Genomic DNA, 17403 nt, shown 5'->3' with positions numbered 1-17403 from the left:
TGACCTCTGGTCCAGACCTTTCTATTCTCACCGCACTGGAGGGCTTGAGGCTCAGTCACGCCCCCGACAACCTCATAAGGAGGCGCACCGTGCGCTTCAGACTCAGACACAGAGCCGCGGCCGGGTTCGCGACCCTGCTGCTCCCGCTGGCCGGCCTGGTCGGCCTCGCCAGTCCCGCCGCGGCCGCCACGTCCGCCACCGCCACCTTCACCAAGTCCTCCGACTGGGGCACCGGTTTCGAGGGCAAGTGGACGATCAAGAACACGGGCACCACCAGCATCAGTTCCTGGACCGTCGAGTGGGACTACCCCTCCGGAACCTCGGTCACCTCGGCCTGGGACGCCGACGTCACCAGCTCCGGCACTCACTGGACCGCCAAGAACAAGTCCTACAACGGCACCCTCGCCGCCGGCGCCTCCGTCTCCTTCGGCTTCAACGGCTCCGGCTCCGGCTCGCCCTCCAACTGCTCGCTCAACGGCGGCTCCTGTGACGGCGGCACCACCGTCCCCGGCGACAACGCGCCCTCCGCGCCCGGCACCCCGACCGCGTCCTCCATCACCGACACCTCGGTGAAGCTCTCCTGGAGCGCGGCCACCGACGACAAGGGCGTCAAGAACTACGACGTGCTGCGCGACGGCGCCAAGGTCGCCACCGTCACCACCACCTCGTACTCGGACACCGGCCTGACCGCCGGCACCGACTACTCCTACACCGTGCAGGCCCGCGACACCGCCGACCAGACCGGTCCGGCCAGCGGCGCGGTCAAGGTGCACACCACCGGCGGCACCACCACTCCCCCGACCACCGGTGACAAGGTCAAGCTCGGCTACTTCACCGAGTGGGGCATCTACGGCCGCAACTACAACGTCAAGAACCTGGTGACGTCCGGCTCCGCGGCCAAGATCACGCACATCAACTACGCCTTCGGCAACGTCACCGGCGGCAAGTGCGCGATCGGCGACTCCTACGCCGACTATGACAAGGCGTTCACCGCCGACCAGTCCGTCAGCGGCGTCGCCGACACCTGGGACCAGCCGCTGCGCGGCAACTTCAACCAGCTGCGCCAGCTGAAGGCCAAGTACCCGAACATCAAGGTGCTGTGGTCCTTCGGCGGCTGGACCTGGTCCGGCGGCTTCGGCGAGGCGGCGGCGAACCCGGCCGCGTTCGCGCAGTCCTGCTACGACCTGGTCGAGGACCCGCGCTGGGCCGACGTCTTCGACGGCATCGACATCGACTGGGAGTACCCGAACGCCTGCGGCCTGAGCTGTGACACCAGCGGCTCGGCGGCGTACAAGAACCTGATGCAGGCGCTGCGCGCCAAGTTCGGCAGCAGCAACCTGGTCACCGCGGCCACCACGGCCGACGGCACCGACGGCGGCAAGGTCGACGCCGCGGACTACGGCGGCGCCGCCCAGTACGTCGACTGGTACAACGTGATGACGTACGACTTCTTCGGTGCCTGGGACGCGCAGGGCCCGACCGCCCCGCACTCCCCGCTCACCACCTACAGCGGCATCCCGAAGGCCGGCTTCACCACGGCCGACGCGATGGCCAAGTTCAAGTCGAAGGGCGTGCCCGCGAGCAAGCTGCTCATCGGCATCGGCTTCTACGGGCGCGGCTGGACCGGCGTCACCCAGGACGCCCCCGGCGGCACCGCCACCGGTCCCGCGGCCGGCACCTACGAGCAGGGCATCGAGGACTACAAGGTCCTCAAGACCTCCTGCCCGGCCACCGGCACGATCGCCGGCACCGCCTACGCCAAGTGCGGCAGCAACTGGTGGAGCTACGACACCCCGGCCACCATCGGCACCAAGATGACCTGGGCCAAGAACCAGGGCCTGGGCGGCGCGTTCTTCTGGGAGTTCAGCGGCGACACCAGCAACGGTGAACTCGTCAGCGCCATCGACAGCGGTCTGAAGTAAGCGGCACCGTCCCCGAACGACGATCGCCCTCTCCCGGGATTCACTCCTGGGAGAGGGCGATCGCTTCACGCCACGTTGACTCTCTGCCCGGGCGGTGCCGCCTCCAGCCAGGCGAGGAACCCGGTCAGCGCGTCCTCGCTCATCGCCAGCTCCAGGCGCGTACCCCGGTGCAGACAGACGAGGACCGTCGCGTCGGAGAGCAGCGCGAGCTCCTCCTCGCCCTCCGGGGTGCGACGGCCCGCCACCTCGATCGCCGAGCGCTCCAGGACGCGGCGTGGACGGGGTGCGTAGGAAAAGACCCGGTACCACTCGATGCGGTCGCCGTTGTAGCGGGCGACGCCGTAGCTCCAGCCCTTGCCGCCGGAGTCGCTCTTGTCGGGGACGTCCCAGCGCAGACTGCAGTCGAAGGTGCCGCCGGACCGCTGGATCAGCCGGCGGCGGAGGCCGAAGACGAACAGCCCCACCACCACGAGTGCCACTACCAGCCCGCACACAGTCAGAGCGAGGACCATCGGCACCGACCTCCTCGTCTCTCAGGTAAAGCAGGTAATGGAACGGAAAAAAGTACCCGCATCGCCTCAGCCGCGGCCGGGTCTGGATCACTCCAGTCCCGGCCGCGGCTGAGTCACGTCATCACGCGCGTGCCCCCGGTGCCTGTGCCGGCACCGGGACGGTGTCCTCCCGTCAGCGGGCCGACGCCGCACGCAGTCGGACATCCGCACGACGCTCGGCGGTCGCGTCGCCCTCCGCCTTCGCGCGCTCCAGTTCCCGCTCGACGCGCTGGACGTCGATTTCGTCCGACAGCTCGGCGATCTCGGCCAGCAGCGACAGCTTGTCGTCCGCGAACGAGATGAAACCGCCGTGCACCGCGGCCACGACGGTCTTGCCGTCACTCGTACGAATGGTCACCGGGCCCGACTCCAGCACACCGAGCAGCGGCTGGTGACCGGGCATGACGCCGATGTCGCCGGACGTGGTGCGCGCGACGACCAGGGTCGCCTCGCCGGACCAGACGCTGCGGTCCGCGGCGACGAGCTCGACGTGCAGCTCAGCAGCCAAGGTGGGCTCCTCGGGTCACCACCCGGCCGTTGCCGCCGGGTGTTGGGTCAAAGTCTAGTAGGCATGAGAAGAGGGGCGGGACGGACCCCCGCCCCTCTTCAGGAAGCACGGGGTCAGGAGACGCCGAGTTCCTTCGCGTTCTTCTTCAGGTCCTCGATGCCACCGCAGAGGAAGAAGGCCTGCTCCGGGAAGTGGTCGTACTCGCCGTCGATGATCGCGTTGAAGGCCGCGATCGACTCGTCCAGCGGGACGTCCGACCCGTCGACGCCGGTGAACTGCTTGGCGACGTGGGTGTTCTGGGACAGGAAGCGCTCCACGCGACGGGCACGGTGGACGGTGAGCTTGTCCTCCTCGCCCAGCTCGTCGATACCGAGGATCGCGATGATGTCCTGGAGGTCCTTGTACTTCTGGAGGACGTTCTTCACGCGCATCGCGGTGTTGTAGTGGTCCGCCGCGATGTACCGCGGGTCGAGGATGCGGGACGTCGAGTCCAGCGGGTCCACGGCCGGGTAGATGCCCTTCTCCGAGATCGGACGGGAGAGCACCGTCGTCGCGTCGAGGTGGGCGAAGGTGGTGGCCGGGGCCGGGTCGGTCAGGTCGTCCGCGGGGACGTAGATCGCCTGCATCGAGGTGATCGAGTGACCACGGGTCGAGGTGATGCGCTCCTGGAGGAGACCCATCTCGTCGGCCAGGTTCGGCTGGTAGCCCACCGCGGAGGGCATGCGGCCGAGCAGGGTCGAGACCTCGGAACCGGCCTGGGTGAAGCGGAAGATGTTGTCGATGAAGAACAGCACGTCCTGCTTCTGGACGTCACGGAAGTACTCGGCCATGGTCAGGCCGGCCAGCGCGACGCGCAGACGGGTGCCCGGGGGCTCGTCCATCTGGCCGAAGACCAGGGCGGTCTTGTCGATGACGCCCGAGTCGGCCATCTCCTCGATGAGGTCGTTGCCCTCACGGGTGCGCTCGCCGACACCGGCGAACACGGAGACACCGTCGTGGTTGTTGGCGACGCGGTAGATCATCTCCTGGATGAGCACCGTCTTGCCGACGCCGGCACCGCCGAACAGGCCGATCTTTCCACCCTTGACGTACGGGGTGAGGAGGTCGATGACCTTGACGCCGGTCTCGAACATCTCGGTCTTCGACTCGAGCTCGTCGAAGTTCGGGGCCTTGCGGTGGATGGACCACCGCTCGCCGTCGTAGGACTCGTCGACGTTCAGCACCTCGCCGAGGGTGTTGAACACCTTGCCCTTGGTGAAGTCGCCGACCGGGACGGTGATGCCCGTGCCCGTGTCGGTCACCGGGGCCTGGCGGACCAGACCGTCGGTGGGCTGCATGGAGATCGTGCGGACCAGGCCGTCACCCAGGTGCTGGGCGACCTCCAGGGTCAGCGTCTTCTTCTCGCCCTCGTTCGCCGGGTCGTTGACCTCGACGTGCAGGGCGTTGTAGATGTCCGGCATCGCGTCGACGGGGAACTCCACGTCGACGACCGGGCCGATGACCCGGGCGACGCGGCCCGTGGCAACGGCCGTCTCAACTGTCGTCGTCATTACCTGTCACTCCCCGCGGTCGCGTCGGCCAGGGCTGCGGAGCCACCGACGATCTCGCTGATTTCCTGGGTGATTTCGGCCTGGCGGGCCGCGTTGGCAAGTCGGGAGAGCGTGTTGATCAAGTCTCCCGCGTTGTCGGTCGCCGACTTCATCGCGCGGCGCGTGGCGGCGTGCTTGGAAGCGGCCGACTGGAGCAGCGCGTTGTAGATACGGCTCTCGACGTAGCGCGGCAGCAGGGCGTCGAGGACGTCCTCCGCCGACGGCTCGAAGTCGAACAGCGGAAGGATCTCGCACTTGGGCTTGGTCTCTTCCGCGACCTCTTCGAGGCGCAGGGGCAGCAGCCGGCTGTCCACCGCCGTCTGCGTCATCATCGAGATGAACTCGGTGTAGACGATGTGGAGTTCGTCCACGCCGCCCTCAGCCGTCTCCTTCTCGATCGCCTCGATCAGCGGACCCGCCACCTTCTTCGCGTCCGCGTAACTGGGCTCGTCGGTGAAGCCCGACCACGACTCCACGACCTTGCGCTCGCGGAAGTTGTAGTGGGCCAGACCACGGCGGCCGACGATGTACGTGTCGACCTCCTTGCCCTCGGCCTGAAGGCGCTCGGTGAGCTGCTCCGCGGCCTTGATGGCGTTGGAGTTGAAGGCGCCGGCCAGGCCGCGGTCGCTCGTGCAGAGCAGCACCGCGGCGCGGGTCGCCGTCTCCGCCTCCGTGGTCAGCGGGTGCTTGGTGTTCGAACCCGTTCCGACCGCCGTGACCGCGCGGGTGAGCTCGGTCGCGTAGGGCGTGGAGGCCGCCACCTTGCGCTGCGCCTTGACGACGCGCGAGGCGGCGATCATCTCCATCGCCTTGGTGATCTTCTTGGTCGCGGTGACGGATCGGATGCGACGCTTGTAGACCCGGAGCTGGGCTCCCATGAGTCAGGTCCCTTCCTTACGTCACTTGGCCGCGGCCGGAGCGTCCTCGCCGAGAAGCTTCCCGTCCGAGGTCTCGAACTGCTTCTTGAAGTCCGCGACGGCGTCGTCGATCGCCTGGATCGTGTCGTCCGACATCTTCGCGCCCTCCTTGATGGAGGTCATCAGGCCCTGCTCCTTGCGGTGCAGGTACTCGAGGAGCTCCTTCTCGAAGCGGCGGATGTCGCCGACCGGCACCTCGTCCATCCGGCCGTTGGTGCCGGCCCAGATGGAGACGACCTGGTCCTCGGTGGCCATCGGCTGGTACTGCGCCTGCTTCAGCAGCTCGACCAGTCGCTGACCGCGCTCGAGCTGCGACTTCGACGCGGCGTCCAGGTCGGAACCGAAGGCGGCGAACGCCTCCAGCTCGCGGTACTGGGCGAGGTCGAGGCGGAGCCGGCCGGACACCTGGCGCATGGCCTTGTGCTGGGCGGAGCCACCGACGCGGGAGACCGAGATACCGACGTTCAGGGCCGGGCGCTGACCGGCGTTGAACAGGTCGGACTCCAGGAAGCACTGGCCGTCGGTGATGGAGATGACGTTGGTCGGGATGAACGCCGAGACGTCGTTGGCCTTCGTCTCGACGATCGGCAGACCGGTCATCGAGCCGGCACCCAGGTCGTCGGAGAGCTTCGCGCAGCGCTCCAGCAGACGGGAGTGCAGGTAGAAGACGTCGCCCGGGTAGGCCTCACGGCCCGGCGGGCGGCGCAGCAGCAGGGAGACGGCGCGGTAGGCGTCGGCCTGCTTCGAGAGGTCGTCGAAGATGATGAGGACGTGCTTGCCCTCGTACATCCACTGCTGGCCGATGGCCGAACCGGTGTACGGCGCCAGGTACTTGAAGCCGGCCGGGTCGGACGCCGGGGCGGCGACGATGGTCGTGTACTCCAGCGCGCCGGCCTCTTCGAGGGCGCCACGCACGGAGGCGATGGTCGAGCCCTTCTGGCCGATGGCGACGTAGACGCAGCGGACCTGCTTCTTCGGGTCACCGGAGCGCCAGTTGTCGCGCTGGTTGATGATCGTGTCGACGGCCAGGGCGGTCTTGCCGGTCTGACGGTCACCGATGATCAGCTGACGCTGGCCACGGCCGATCGGGGTCATCGCGTCGACGGCCTTGTAGCCGGTCTCCATCGGCTCGTGCACCGACTTACGGGCCATGACACCCGGAGCCTGCAGCTCCAGGGCGCGACGGCCGGACGTCTCGATCTCGCCGAGGCCGTCGATCGCGTTGCCGAGCGGGTCGACGACGCGGCCGAGGTAGCCCTCGCCGACGGCCACGGAGAGCACCTCACCGGTGCGCTGCACCGGCTGGCCCTCCTCGATGCCGCTGAACTCACCGAGGACGATGGCGCCGATCTCGCGCTCTTCCAGGTTGAGCGCGAGTCCGAGGGTGCCGTCCTCGAACTTCAGCAGTTCGTTGGCCATGGCCGAGGGCAGGCCCTCGACCTTCGCGATGCCGTCGCCGGCAAGGGTGACCGTACCGACCTCCTCGCGCGAGGCCGCGTCCGGCTTGTACGACTGGACAAAGTTCTCCAGCGCGTCCCGGATCTCCTCCGGCCGGATCGTGAGCTCCGCCATCTGGGTTCCCTGCTCTCCTTGTTGGGCCCGAAGTGTTCTTGGGGGGTCTGGGGCGTGGTCCCTCAGCGGCTTCGCCGCGGGCCCCCAGGAATCCTCTGCACGGCCCAACCAGGGCCGTAGGTACTAGGTGTTACGCGTATTGAGTTGCTGCTAGCCGGCCATGCGGCGGGCGGCCTCGTCGAGCCGGTCCGCGATGGAGCCGTTGATGACCTCTTCGCCCACCTGCACCCGGATCCCGCCGACGACGTCGGGGTCCACGTCCAGGTTGAGGTGCATGCGGCGGCCGTAGAGCTTCGCCAGAGCGTCGCCGAGGCGCTGCTTCTGTCCGTCGCTCAGCGGCACCGCCGAGGTGACGACGGCGACCATGCGGTCCCGGCGGTCGGCGGCGAGCTTGGACAGGGACTCGAGTCCCGTCTCCAGGCTACGACCACGCGGCGCGGTCACAAGGCGCGTCACCAGGCGCTCGGTCGTCACGTCGGCCCGGCCGCCGAGCAGGCGGTGGACCAGCGCGGCCTTGACCGTCGCGTCGGCCGTGCGGCTGGTCAGCGCGGCGCGCAGCTCGGTGGAGGAGGAGATGATTCGGCCGAGCCGGAACAGTTCGTCCTCGACGTCGTCGAGCTTGCCGGACTTCTGCGCGGCGGTGAGGTCCGCCACGTTCGCCAGCACCTCGAGGGCGTCCACCAGGTCACGCGGCTGCGACCAGCGGGAGCGGACCAGGCCCGCCACCAGGTCGGTGCTCTCGCCGCCGACCTGTCCGCCGAGCAGGCGCCTGGCCAGCTCGGCCTTGGCCTCGCCGGGCTGCGCCGGGTCGGTGAGGACCCGACGCAACGACACCTCGCGGTCGAGCAGCGCGGTGACGGCGGCCAGCTCGTCGGCGAGCTGCGCCGCGTTCACGGACGTGGCGTCCGTCAGCGCGTCGAGACGCTCACGTGCGGCTGCCAGGGCCTCGCGGCTCGCTCCGTTCATCGCGCGGCCTCGGCCTTCTCCTCGAGCTCATCGAGGAAACGGTCGATCGTGCGGCTCTGCCGGGCGTGGTCCTCGAGGGACTCGCCGACGAGCTTGCCGGCCAGGTCGGTGGCGAGCTTGCCGACGTCCTGACGCAGCGCGGACGCGGCGGCCTTGCGGTCGGCCTCGAGCTGCGAGTGGCCGGCGGCGATGATCTCCTCGCGCTGCCGCTGGCCTTCCGCACGCATCTCGGCGATCAGCGCGGCACCCTGCTCCTGCGCCTCCTGGCGCAGACGCGCGGCCTCGTGCCGGGCCTCGGCGAGCTGAGCCTTGTACTGCTCGAGCACGCTCTGGGCCTCGACCTTCATGGCGTCGGCCTCTTCGATACCGCCCTCGATCGCCGCGCGCCGCTCGTCCAGAACCTTGTTGATGTTCGGGAGGAGCTTCTTCCAGAAGAAGAAGAACACGATGGCGAAGGCGATGGTGCCGACGAGCAGCTCGGGACCCGGCGGGATGAGCGGGTTCTGCTCTTCCTCGGCCGCCAGCTGTACCAGGTTGGCGATCACATCAGTGCCTTTCGTCGTTTCGTGTCAGTAAGGAGTGACTACTTACCGAACACGAACGGCATAACGATGCCGATGAGGGCGAGCGCCTCACAGAAGGCGAAGCCCAGGATCTGGTTGGCGCGGATCAGACCGGCGGCCTCGGGCTGACGGGCCAGGGCCTGGGTGCCGTTGCCGAAGATGATGCCGACGCCGATGCCGGGGCCGATGGCCGCGAGGCCGTAACCGATGGAGCCGACGGAGCCGTGGACGGTCTCAGCAGCGAGGGTCTGGAGAGCGGACATGCCGGTTCTTCCTTCTCTTTCATGGACCGGTGGGGGTTGGCCACCGGACGTCTCGGGGTGTGCGGGCGGGTGGTACTCGGCTCAGTGGTGCTCGGCGATAGCACCCTGAATGTAGGTGCAGGCCAGCAGTACGAAGACGTACGCCTGGACGGCCTGCACGAAAAGCTCGAAGAGGATCATGGCCATCGTCATGACGAACGAGACACCGGCCGCCGGGATCATCCAGCTGTTCAGCAGGTACCAGGAGGCGACAGTGAACATCACCAGCATCAGGTGACCGGCGAACATGTTGGCGAAGAGCCGCACCGCGTGCGTGAAGGGGCGGACGAACAGGTTCGAGAAGAACTCGATGACCATGACGAGCGGCAGCACGGCGCCGAGCGACTTGTCGTAGCCGGTGATGTTCTTGAAGAAGCCGACGAAGCCCTGGCGCTTGAAGGTGAGGCCGACCCAGAGGATCCAGACGAGTGCGGCGAGCACGGCCGGGAAGGCGATGACCGAGGACACCGGGAACTGGGCCAGCGGGATCACGGACCAGATGTTCATGATCCAGATGAAGAAGAAGAGGGAGACCATGAGCGGCACCCACTTCTCGCCCTCGCGCTTGCCGAGCGTCTCGTAGACGATGCCGCGGCGTACGAAGTCGTAGCCGGCCTCGCCGACCATCTGGAGCTTGCCCGGGATCACCTTGGCCTTGCCGAAGGCCGCCCAGAAGAAGGCGATGACGAGGACAGTGGTGATGAGCGCGAGCAGCATCACCTTGTTGAACTCGAATCCCCCCACCGTGGCCATCGGCTTGAAGAGGAACGAGTGCAGGCCCGGAGCCGGAAAGCCACACCCGTTGTCGGCCATGATCCGACAGCTCCAGTCAAAGGCGAGCTGGGTCTGGTCAGCACTCACCGCGGGCTCCTTCGGCGTGACGCATAGGTACGGCAACCTCGTTGTGTCGGCGCGGCGCGCAGCCGCGGGTCGGCACCGGACTGGTGTTTCGGATGTGGGGGCGGCTGTCGGGCATCAAGCCTCGCGATTGAGCAGGCGTCAGCTCAGATGCCCGCGCCCGCGATGCCGCAGTTGGCACCGGACGATAGCAGGATCTCTCACACGTCTTTATCCCGGCCCTACCCCTCACGACGAGGACCCGGACTTCTCGGACTTCTCGCTCTTGCCGGAGCCGGGTTCGGGATCGACGTAGAAGAGTTTTCGCTTCATGTGCGCCCGGGCCTGCGCCGCCATCCACACGACGGTCGCGATGACCAGCGAGAGGGCGAACGCCTTCGGGTTGAAGAACGAGGTGTTCTTGAAGAGCGCAACGAAGATCAGGAGCAGCAGGAGCTGGGCGACGTAGAGCAGCAGCCCCATGGCCTGGAACAGGTGCGGGAGCGACCTGGCCGTCCACTGCAGGACGTAGAGGCCGATTCCCATGAAGAGGATGGCCAGCACCGCGCCGACGGCCGCGCCGATCGCGCCCTTGCCACCCGCGACCCCGGCGCTGACGGCGGTGACGAGCACGCCGACAGCCGCTGTGGGGACAGCGGTCTGCAAGAGGTTCCGGGCGTCAGAGGACGGCATGGCGGCAACTCCGCTTACTCAAGGGGGCAGGGTGTCGTCATGGACGAGCGTAGTCCCGGGTCGAGAGAGAACCTCACGCCAAGGAACGTCCGTAGCACGGTCCTTCGGCTCTGTCCCGGGGTTCTCGTGAACCGTATCACAAACTATTTGATGCGGTCTTTACCTAGTTGGTGTGCTCGCTGTCACACATGAGAGTTAATCCGCGCGTCTGTGCAAGAACCGCGCCCGTTTGTCTGGTATTAGGGCGCTTTGCGGTCGCGGCTCTTGCCGCTTTCTTACTTTGGATCAGTGCGGGCTGCGCGCACCGCGGCGACCCGTCGGCCGCGCGCCGGAGCCAACTGCCGTGGCCCCGTTGGCTCCTGAGACGCCTGAGACTCCTGCGGCGACAGGGGTGCGGCGCTCCGCTTCGCTCTCCGCGTACGCCTCGGACGACGGCGCCTCCTCCCCGGCCGGACCGGAGACGACCGCGCGCCGGCGGTAGCGCGGCGGCACGAAGCGTTCGGCCCAGCGCGGGGCGCGCGGCGTGAAGCGCGGCAGCAGGAGCAGTACGAGGCCGACCGCGCTGAGCGCCGCGACGCCGAGCACGATCCACATGGACGCCGAGTTCACCGAGTAGGCGAGCGCGCCGAAGGCGATCAGCGCCGACCAGAAGTACATGATCAGCACGGACCTGCTGTGCGAGTGGCCGATCTCCAGCAGCCGGTGGTGCAGATGGCCGCGGTCGGCGGCGAACGGCGACTGGCCGCGCCAGGTGCGCCGCACGATGGCGAGGACCAGGTCGGCGGCCGGGATGGCGATGATGGTCAGCGGCATCAGCAGCGGGATGTACACGGGCACCATCTGGTGCACGGTGTTGCGCTCGGACCCGGAGAACAGCTGCATCGCGTCGGGGTCGATCTGCCCCGTGACGGAGATCGCGCCCGCGGCCAGCACCAGGCCGATCAGCATCGACCCGGAGTCACCCATGAAGATCCGCGCGGGGTGCATGTTGTGCGGCAGGAAGCCCAGGCACATGCCCATCAGGACGGCCGCGAACAGCGTGGCCGGGGCGGCCGCCTCGATGCCGTAGCTGAACCAGATGCGGTACGTGTACAGGAAGAACGCCGCGGACGCGATGCACACCATGCCGGCGGCCAGACCGTCGAGACCGTCGACGAAGTTCACCGCGTTGATGGTGATGACGACCAGCGCGACCGTCAGCAGGGTGCCCTGCCACTGGGTCAGCGCCACATTGCCCACGCCCGGGATCGGCAGCCACAGGATCGTCAGACCCTGCATGACCATGACGCCGGCGGCGATCATCTGCCCGCCCAGCTTGATCAGCGCGTCGATCTCGAACTTGTCGTCGAGGACACCGATCAGCCAGATCAGCGCCGCTCCGGAGAGCAGGGCTCTGGGCTCGTTGGAGTCGACGAAGACCTCGTTCAGGTTCTCCAGGTGGTCGGCGGTCAGCAGACCCGCGCACAGACCGAAGAACATCGCGATCCCGCCGAGCCGCGGAGTGGGTTCCCGGTGCACGTCGCGCGCCCGGATCTCCGGCATGGCTCCGGCCACGATCGCGAATTTCCGTACCGGCCCTGTCAGCAGATACGTCACCGCGGCCGTGATGCAGAGCGTCAGCAGGTATTCACGCACGGGCTTCCCCACAGGTCTCGCTGGCCATCACAGCCCCACACACTAGCTTCGCGCGCATACGAGTGGAGACTGCCGGGTAGCGACGATGGTTGCACGTGTGCCTGTACACGCGTCCCCGCCTACCCCTGTCTAGCCGGGTAGGGCGGAAATCTGCCGGTCAGCTCCCGCACATCTTCACGCACCTGCTTCGTCTGACTCCCCTGCGCCAGAACCTCCGCGAGCAGCGCGGCGATCCGCTCCATCTCCGGCTCGCCCATGCCCTGCGTGGTGACGGCGGCCGTGCCCAGGCGCAGCCCGCGGGCGTCCCCGTGCGGCAGCGCGCAGGCGTCCATGACCAGGCCCGCGGCGGCCAGCCGGCCCCGGGCGGCGCGGCCCTCGACGCCGAACGGCGCCGGATCGACGGTCAGCAGATGGGTGTCGGTGCCGCCCGTGGTGACGACGAGCCCGCGCGCCCGCAGCTGTGCGGCCAGCGCCCTGGCGTTGGCGACCACCTGACGGGCGTACGCGCGAAAGCCCGGTGTCGCCGCCTCGCCGAACGCGACGGCCTTCGCGGCGATGGTGTGCATCTGGGCGCCGCCCTGGGTGAACGGGAAGACCGCCCGGTCGACGCGCTCGGCCAGTTCGCTCCCGCACAGCAGCATCCCGCCGCGCGGCCCGCGCAGCACCTTGTGGGTGGTGGCGCAGACGACGTCGGCGTACGGCACCGGGCTGGGCGCCGCTCCCCCGGCGACCAGGCCGATCGGATGGGCGGCGTCGGCGATGAGGTACGCGCCCACCTCGTCGGCGATCTCCCGGAAGGCCGCGTGGTCGATGTGGCGCGGATAGGAGATGGAACCGCACACCACGGCCTTCGGACGGTGCGTACGGGCCAGGGTGCGGACCTGGTCGTAATCGATGAGCCCGGTCTCCGCGTCCACCCCGTAGCCGACGAAGTCGAACCAGCGGCCGGAGAAGTTCGCGGGCGAGCCGTGCGTGAGGTGGCCGCCGAACGGCAGGCCCATGGCGAGCACGGTGTCGCCGGGCCGCAGCAGCGCGGCGTACGCGGCGAGGACCGCGGAGGAGCCCGAGTGGGACTGCACATTGGCGTGCTCGGCGCCGAAGAGGGCCCTGGCGCGGTCGACGGCGGCGCGCTCGGCGAGGTCGACCAGTTCGCAGCCGCCGTGGTGGCGGGCGCCGGGATAGCCCTCGGCGTACTTGTTGGCGAGCGGTGAGCCGAGGGCGGCGAGCACGGCGGGCGAGGTGAAGTTCTCGGCGGCGATGAGCTGGAGCGTCGTCGACTGCCGGTCGAGCTCCCCGAACAGGATCTCGGCGAGCTCGGGGTCCTGGCGCCGCAGGACGTCCGCTTCGCGGGTGGATGTGACCGGCATGGTGGACTCCGGACCTCGGCGGGTGCGCTGAGTCCAATGTAGGACCGGGGCCGGTGGGGCGCCCGGTGCCGGGTCCGGGCGTGCAGCCCGGTCAGGTGCGGGCGGGAACCCCCGTGAGCGCCGTGACGACCGGGTCCAGGGCCTGGTGGATCTCGTCGCCCACCGAGCGGAAGAACGGCAGCGGGGCGCCGTAGGGGTCGTACACCTCGTCCGCCTCGGCGGTGGGCGCGAGGAGCCAGCCACGCAGCGCGGCCGCGGCGCGCACCAGGGCCCGGGCGCGGGCGACCACCCCGTCCTCCAGCGGCGGCAGCGTCGCCGGGTCTATGGCCCGCACCAGCCGGGTGAACTCCTTCAGCGTGAAGGTGCGCAGGCCCGCCGAGTGGCCCATGGAGATGACCTGGGCGCGGTGGTCACGGGTGGCGGTCAGCACCAGGTCGGCCCGGATGACGTGCTCGTCGAGCAGTTCGCGCCCGGTGAAGCCCGAGGGGTCCGCGCCGAAGTCCGCGAGCACGGTCTCGGCGTTGGTCTCCATGGGGGCGCCCTCGTGGCCCCAGGTGCCCGCGCTCTCCACGATCAGTCCGCCCCACAGGGGGTCGCCGAGCCGGTCCGCCACGGCATGGCGGGTCAGCCGCTCGGTGATCGGCGAGCGGCACACGTTGCCGGTGCTGACGTGGAGGATGCGGAAGGATCCCGGAGGCTCCTCGGAGAAGTCGTCGGCGCCCGTGATCCCCGTACCTATGCCACGCCCCGCGTTGGGGGCTGTCAATTCGCCACCTCGAGGTCGGGTACGACCTTGCGGAGCTCCTCGGCGGACAGGGCGCCCTGGCGCAGCAGCACGGGCACCTTGCCGGTCACGTCGACGATCGAGGAGGGGACGATGCCCGGGGTGGGGCCGCCGTCCAGGTAGACCGAGATGGAGTCGCCGAGCATCTGCTGGGCGGCGTCGCAGGTCTCGGGCGAGGGGTGGCCCGTGAGGTTCGCCGAGGAGACGGCCATCGGCCCGACCTCGGTGAGCAGCTCGATGGCGACCGGGTGCAGCGGCATGCGCACGGCGACGGTGCCCCGGGTGTCGCCCAGATCCCACTGGAGGGACGGCTGGTGCTTGGCGACGAGCGTCAGGGCGCCCGGCCAGAACGCGTCGACCAGCTCCCAGGCCATCTCGGAGAAGTCCGTGACCAGGCCGTGCAGCGTGTTCGGGGAGCCGATGAGGACGGGGCTCGGCATGTTGCGGCCCCGGCCCTTGGCTTCGAGGAGGTCGCCGACGGCCTCCGAGCTGAAGGCGTCGGCGCCGATGCCGTAGACGGTGTCGGTGGGCAGCACCACGAGCTCGCCACGGCGGACGGCGGACGCGGCCTCACGCAGACCGGTCGTGCGGTCGGTCGCGTCGTTGGTGTCGTATCGCCGTGCCATTTAGCGAGCCTCCTCGTACACGTACTGCTGGATTGAAGTGCCCTGGATGCGCGCGGTCACGGCATCGCCTTGCGGGCGGTCGCGAAGCGCGGCCGGTTGTTGAGGTCGGGGTGGTCGGCAGCGTCCGCCCAGCCCCGTTCCTCGGTGAAGATCCACGGCACCTGGCCGCCCTGCGTGTCGGCGTGCTCGATGACGACGACGCCGCCGGGCCGCAGCAGCCGGTGCGCGGTGCGTTCTATGCCGCGGATGAGGTCGAGTCCGTCCTCGCCGGAGAACAGGGCGAGTTCCGGATCGTAGTCCCGGGCCTCCGGAGCGACGTACTCCCATTCGGTGAGCGGGATGTACGGCGGGTTGGAGATGACCAGATCGACCTGGCCGTCGAGGTCCGGGAAGGCCGCCAGGGCGTCTCCCTGGCGCAGCTCCACCCTGGACCCCTCGACGTTCTTGCGCGTCCACCTCAGGGCGTCCTCGGACAGCTCCACGGCGTGCACGCGGGAGCGCGGGACCTCCTGGGCGAGGGCGAGCGCGATGGCGCCCGAGCCGGTGCACAGGTCGACGATCAGGGGTTCCACGACGTCCATGGCGCGCACGGCGTCTATGGCCCAGCCGACGACGGACTCGGTCTCCGGACGGGGCACGAAGACGCCGGGACCGACCTGGAGCTCCAGGTAGCGGAAGTAGGCGTGCCCGGTGATGTGCTGGAGCGGTTCGCGGGCCTCGCGGCGCGCGGTCACCTCCCAGTAGCGGGCGTCGAAGTCCGAGTCCTTGACCGTGTGCAGCTGACCCCGTTTCACGCCGTGCACGAAGGCGGCGAGCTCCTCCGCGTCGTTGCGCGGCGAGGGCACGCCGGCGTCGGCCAGCCGCTGGGTGGCCTGGGCCACTTCCGCGAGCAGCAGGTTCACGCTGGTCCTCCGGGGCTGAGCTGGGTCGGGAGCCTTCGGGGTACGGGCTTTACGCCGCGGCGAGCTTCGCGGCCGAGTCGGCGTCCACGCAGGCCTGGATCACGGCGTCGAGGTCGCCGTCGAGCACCTGGTCCAGGTTGTACGCCTTGAAGCCGACGCGGTGGTCCGAGATGCGGTTCTCCGGGAAGTTGTACGTGCGGATCTTCTCGGAGCGGTCGACGGTGCGGACCTGGCTGCGGCGGGCGTCCGCGGCCTCCCGCTCCGCCTCCTCCTGGGCCGCCGCGAGCAGCCTGGAGCGCAGGATACGCATCGCCTGCTCCTTGTTCTGGAGCTGGCTCTTCTCGTTCTGGCAGGAGGCGACGACACCGGTCGGGAGGTGCGTGATGCGCACCGCGGAGTCGGTGGTGTTCACCGACTGGCCGCCGGGTCCGCTGGAGCGGTAGACGTCGATGCGCAGGTCGTTGGCGTGGATCTCGACGTCGACCTCCTCGGCCTCGGGCGTGACGAGCACACCGGCCGCGGAGGTGTGGATGCGGCCCTGCGACTCGGTGGAGGGCACCCGCTGCACGCGGTGCACGCCGCCCTCGTACTTCATCCGCGCCCAGACGCCCTGCCCGGGTTCGGTGGCGCCCTGGCCGCCCTTGGTCTTCACGGCGACCTGGACGTCCTTGTAGCCGCCGAGCTCGGACTCGGTGGAGTCGATGATCTCGGTCTTCCAGCCGACGCGCTCGGCGTAGCGCAGGTACATGCGCAGCAGGTCGCCGGCGAACAGGGCGGACTCGTCGCCGCCCGCGCCCGCCTTGATCTCCAGGATCACGTCCTTGTCGTCGCTGGGGTCGCGCGGGACCAGCAGCAGGCGCAGCTTCTCGGTGAGCTCGTCCCGCTGGATCTCCAGGTCCTTGACCTCGGCGGCGAAGTCGGGCTCTTCGGCGGCGAGCTCCTTCGCCGTCTCGATGTCGTCCCCGGTCTGCTTCCAGGTGCGGTACGTCGCGACGATCGGGGTCAGCTCCGCGTAGCGCTTGTTCAGCTTGCGCGCGTTGGCCTGGTCGGCGTGGACCGACGGGTCGGCGAGCTTCTTCTCCAGGTCGGCGTGCTCGCCGATGAGTTCCTCGACCGCCTCGAACATCTCCGGCTCCAATGGGCTGTCCCCCGCTCGGCCCGAGCGCGGGGACGTAGGTACGGCATAGGGGGTCCCCCTGCCCGCGGGGGTACCGGGGACCTGGGGGGTAGGGGCTGCACCGCAAAGCGCCGGTCCCGGTGCCCCCGTGCTCGGGGGACCGGAGACCGGCGCTCGGGGCTCGCTACTTGTTGGCAGCGGCAGCCTTGCCGAAGCGGGCCTCGAAGCGGGCCACACGGCCACCGGTGTCGAGGATCTTCTGCTTGCCCGTGTAGAACGGGTGGCACTCGGAGCAGACCTCGGCACGGATGGTGCCGCTGTTGATCGTGCTACGGGTGGTGAACGACGCGCCACAGGTGCAGCTGACCTGCGTCTCGACGTACTCGGGGTGGATGTCGCGCTTCAAGGTGTCTCCTAGTTCCGGGAGGGCGCCGGGTCGCCGCCGCGGGATGCGGGAGCGTGAACCGGAGCCGACGTACCAGTCTGCCAGGACTGGGCGCATCCCCCAAAACCGGGGGGCGGGACGATCTATTCCCGGCTCTTTCCGACGTG

General features: G+C 69.1%; 18 protein-coding genes. 1 reads left to right on the top strand and 17 read right to left on the bottom strand.

The window, feature by feature from the left end:
• Positions 1–89 precede the first annotated feature (89 nt).
• Positions 90–1922 (top strand): glycosyl hydrolase family 18 protein, encoded by a 1833-nt coding sequence (locus ACFV6E_RS14605; RefSeq protein ID WP_385461784.1) that lies wholly within the window; start codon positions 90–92, stop codon positions 1920–1922.
• A gap of 65 nt (positions 1923–1987) precedes the next feature.
• On the opposite strand, the gene ACFV6E_RS14600 is transcribed toward ACFV6E_RS14605, so the two are convergent.
• The 17 genes from ACFV6E_RS14600 to rpmE all read right to left on the bottom strand — a co-directional run bounded on the left by ACFV6E_RS14600 (position 1988) and on the right by rpmE (position 17257).
• Complete coding sequence (locus ACFV6E_RS14600; protein ID WP_385173729.1) at positions 1988–2434, bottom strand: DUF2550 domain-containing protein; 447 nt, start codon at positions 2432–2434, stop codon at positions 1988–1990.
• 172 nt (positions 2435–2606) lie between these two features.
• Positions 2607–2981, bottom strand: a complete 375-nt coding sequence (locus tag ACFV6E_RS14595) for a F0F1 ATP synthase subunit epsilon (protein WP_385173726.1) — start codon at positions 2979–2981, stop codon at positions 2607–2609.
• A gap of 113 nt (positions 2982–3094) precedes the next feature.
• Positions 3095–4531, bottom strand: coding sequence for a F0F1 ATP synthase subunit beta (gene atpD, locus ACFV6E_RS14590; RefSeq protein WP_385173723.1), 1437 nt, complete (start codon positions 4529–4531; stop codon positions 3095–3097).
• Positions 4531–5448, bottom strand: coding sequence for a F0F1 ATP synthase subunit gamma (locus tag ACFV6E_RS14585; protein WP_385461780.1), 918 nt, complete (start codon positions 5446–5448; stop codon positions 4531–4533). Before ACFV6E_RS14585 ends, atpD begins: the two co-directional genes overlap by 1 nt.
• 21 nt (positions 5449–5469) lie before the next feature.
• Positions 5470–7059 carry a F0F1 ATP synthase subunit alpha gene (atpA, locus tag ACFV6E_RS14580; RefSeq protein ID WP_385173717.1) on the bottom strand — a complete coding sequence of 530 codons (1590 nt, stop codon included), beginning with the start codon at positions 7057–7059 and terminating at the stop codon, positions 5470–5472.
• Positions 7060–7209: 150 nt separating this feature from the next.
• A complete protein-coding gene (locus ACFV6E_RS14575; RefSeq protein WP_385173714.1) occupies positions 7210–8025 on the bottom strand; it encodes a F0F1 ATP synthase subunit delta in 816 nt (271 codons plus the stop codon).
• Entirely contained in the window at positions 8022–8570 is a 549-nt protein-coding gene (locus ACFV6E_RS14570; protein ID WP_385173711.1) for a F0F1 ATP synthase subunit B, read from the bottom strand. The genes ACFV6E_RS14575 and ACFV6E_RS14570 overlap by 4 nt, the downstream gene beginning before the upstream one ends.
• A gap of 38 nt (positions 8571–8608) precedes the next feature.
• Positions 8609–8851: an ATP synthase F0 subunit C gene (gene atpE / locus ACFV6E_RS14565; protein ID WP_385173708.1), complete on the bottom strand. Its 243-nt coding sequence runs from the start codon at positions 8849–8851 to the stop codon at positions 8609–8611.
• 81 nt (positions 8852–8932) lie between these two features.
• Positions 8933–9703, bottom strand: coding sequence for a F0F1 ATP synthase subunit A (gene atpB, locus ACFV6E_RS14560; protein WP_385173735.1), 771 nt, complete (start codon positions 9701–9703; stop codon positions 8933–8935).
• A 273-nt stretch (positions 9704–9976) separates the two neighbouring features.
• The gene (locus tag ACFV6E_RS14555; protein ID WP_385173705.1) at positions 9977–10420 is read right to left on the bottom strand and encodes a hypothetical protein; all 444 of its coding nucleotides are present in this window, start codon (positions 10418–10420) and stop codon (positions 9977–9979) included.
• A 285-nt stretch (positions 10421–10705) separates the two neighbouring features.
• Positions 10706–12055, bottom strand: coding sequence for an MraY family glycosyltransferase (locus ACFV6E_RS14550; RefSeq protein WP_385173702.1), 1350 nt, complete (start codon positions 12053–12055; stop codon positions 10706–10708).
• Between the two features lie 119 nt (positions 12056–12174).
• Positions 12175–13422, bottom strand: a complete 1248-nt coding sequence (gene glyA / locus ACFV6E_RS14545; protein WP_385461777.1) for a serine hydroxymethyltransferase — start codon at positions 13420–13422, stop codon at positions 12175–12177.
• 91 nt (positions 13423–13513) lie between these two features.
• Positions 13514–14188, bottom strand: a complete 675-nt coding sequence (locus tag ACFV6E_RS14540) for a protein-tyrosine-phosphatase (protein ID WP_385173696.1) — start codon at positions 14186–14188, stop codon at positions 13514–13516.
• Positions 14185–14832 carry an L-threonylcarbamoyladenylate synthase gene (locus ACFV6E_RS14535; protein WP_385173693.1) on the bottom strand — a complete coding sequence of 216 codons (648 nt, stop codon included), beginning with the start codon at positions 14830–14832 and terminating at the stop codon, positions 14185–14187. Before ACFV6E_RS14535 ends, ACFV6E_RS14540 begins: the two co-directional genes overlap by 4 nt.
• A gap of 56 nt (positions 14833–14888) precedes the next feature.
• On the bottom strand, positions 14889–15734 hold the full coding sequence (gene prmC / locus ACFV6E_RS14530; protein WP_385173690.1) for a peptide chain release factor N(5)-glutamine methyltransferase: 846 nt from the start codon (positions 15732–15734) through the stop codon (positions 14889–14891).
• Positions 15735–15783: 49 nt separating this feature from the next.
• Positions 15784–16860, bottom strand: coding sequence for a peptide chain release factor 1 (prfA, locus tag ACFV6E_RS14525; protein WP_385173687.1), 1077 nt, complete (start codon positions 16858–16860; stop codon positions 15784–15786).
• Positions 16861–17035: 175 nt separating this feature from the next.
• On the bottom strand, positions 17036–17257 hold the full coding sequence (rpmE, locus tag ACFV6E_RS14520) for a 50S ribosomal protein L31 (protein WP_385173684.1): 222 nt from the start codon (positions 17255–17257) through the stop codon (positions 17036–17038).
• Between the last annotated feature and the right edge of the window lie 146 nt (positions 17258–17403).

It is taken from the genome of Streptomyces sp. NPDC059785, from assembly GCF_042732375.1.
GTDB lineage: Bacteria > Actinomycetota > Actinomycetes > Streptomycetales > Streptomycetaceae > Streptomyces.
The sequence above is the reverse complement of the archived record's forward strand: the minus strand, read 5'-3'. Positions and strand labels throughout refer to the sequence as shown.

Bases quoted from the DNA above. Each gene is read 5' to 3' on its own strand.
- ACFV6E_RS14600 (WP_385173729.1), bottom strand. From the start codon at position 2,434: ATGGTCCTCGCTCTGACTGTGTGCGGGCTGGTAGTGGCACTCGTGGTG.
- atpD (WP_385173723.1), bottom strand. From the start codon at position 4,531: ATGACGACGACAGTTGAGACGGCCGTTGCCACGGGCCGCGTCGCCCGG.
- ACFV6E_RS14585 (WP_385461780.1), bottom strand. From the start codon at position 5,448: ATGGGAGCCCAGCTCCGGGTCTACAAGCGTCGCATCCGATCCGTCACC.
- atpA (WP_385173717.1), bottom strand. From the start codon at position 7,059: ATGGCGGAGCTCACGATCCGGCCGGAGGAGATCCGGGACGCGCTGGAG.
- ACFV6E_RS14575 (WP_385173714.1), bottom strand. From the start codon at position 8,025: ATGAACGGAGCGAGCCGCGAGGCCCTGGCAGCCGCACGTGAGCGTCTC.
- atpE (WP_385173708.1), bottom strand. From the start codon at position 8,851: ATGTCCGCTCTCCAGACCCTCGCTGCTGAGACCGTCCACGGCTCCGTC.
- atpB (WP_385173735.1), bottom strand. From the start codon at position 9,703: ATGGCCGACAACGGGTGTGGCTTTCCGGCTCCGGGCCTGCACTCGTTC.
- ACFV6E_RS14555 (WP_385173705.1), bottom strand. From the start codon at position 10,420: ATGCCGTCCTCTGACGCCCGGAACCTCTTGCAGACCGCTGTCCCCACA.
- glyA (WP_385461777.1), bottom strand. From the start codon at position 13,422: ATGCCGGTCACATCCACCCGCGAAGCGGACGTCCTGCGGCGCCAGGAC.
- ACFV6E_RS14535 (WP_385173693.1), bottom strand. From the start codon at position 14,832: ATGGCACGGCGATACGACACCAACGACGCGACCGACCGCACGACCGGT.
- prfA (WP_385173687.1), bottom strand. From the start codon at position 16,860: ATGTTCGAGGCGGTCGAGGAACTCATCGGCGAGCACGCCGACCTGGAG.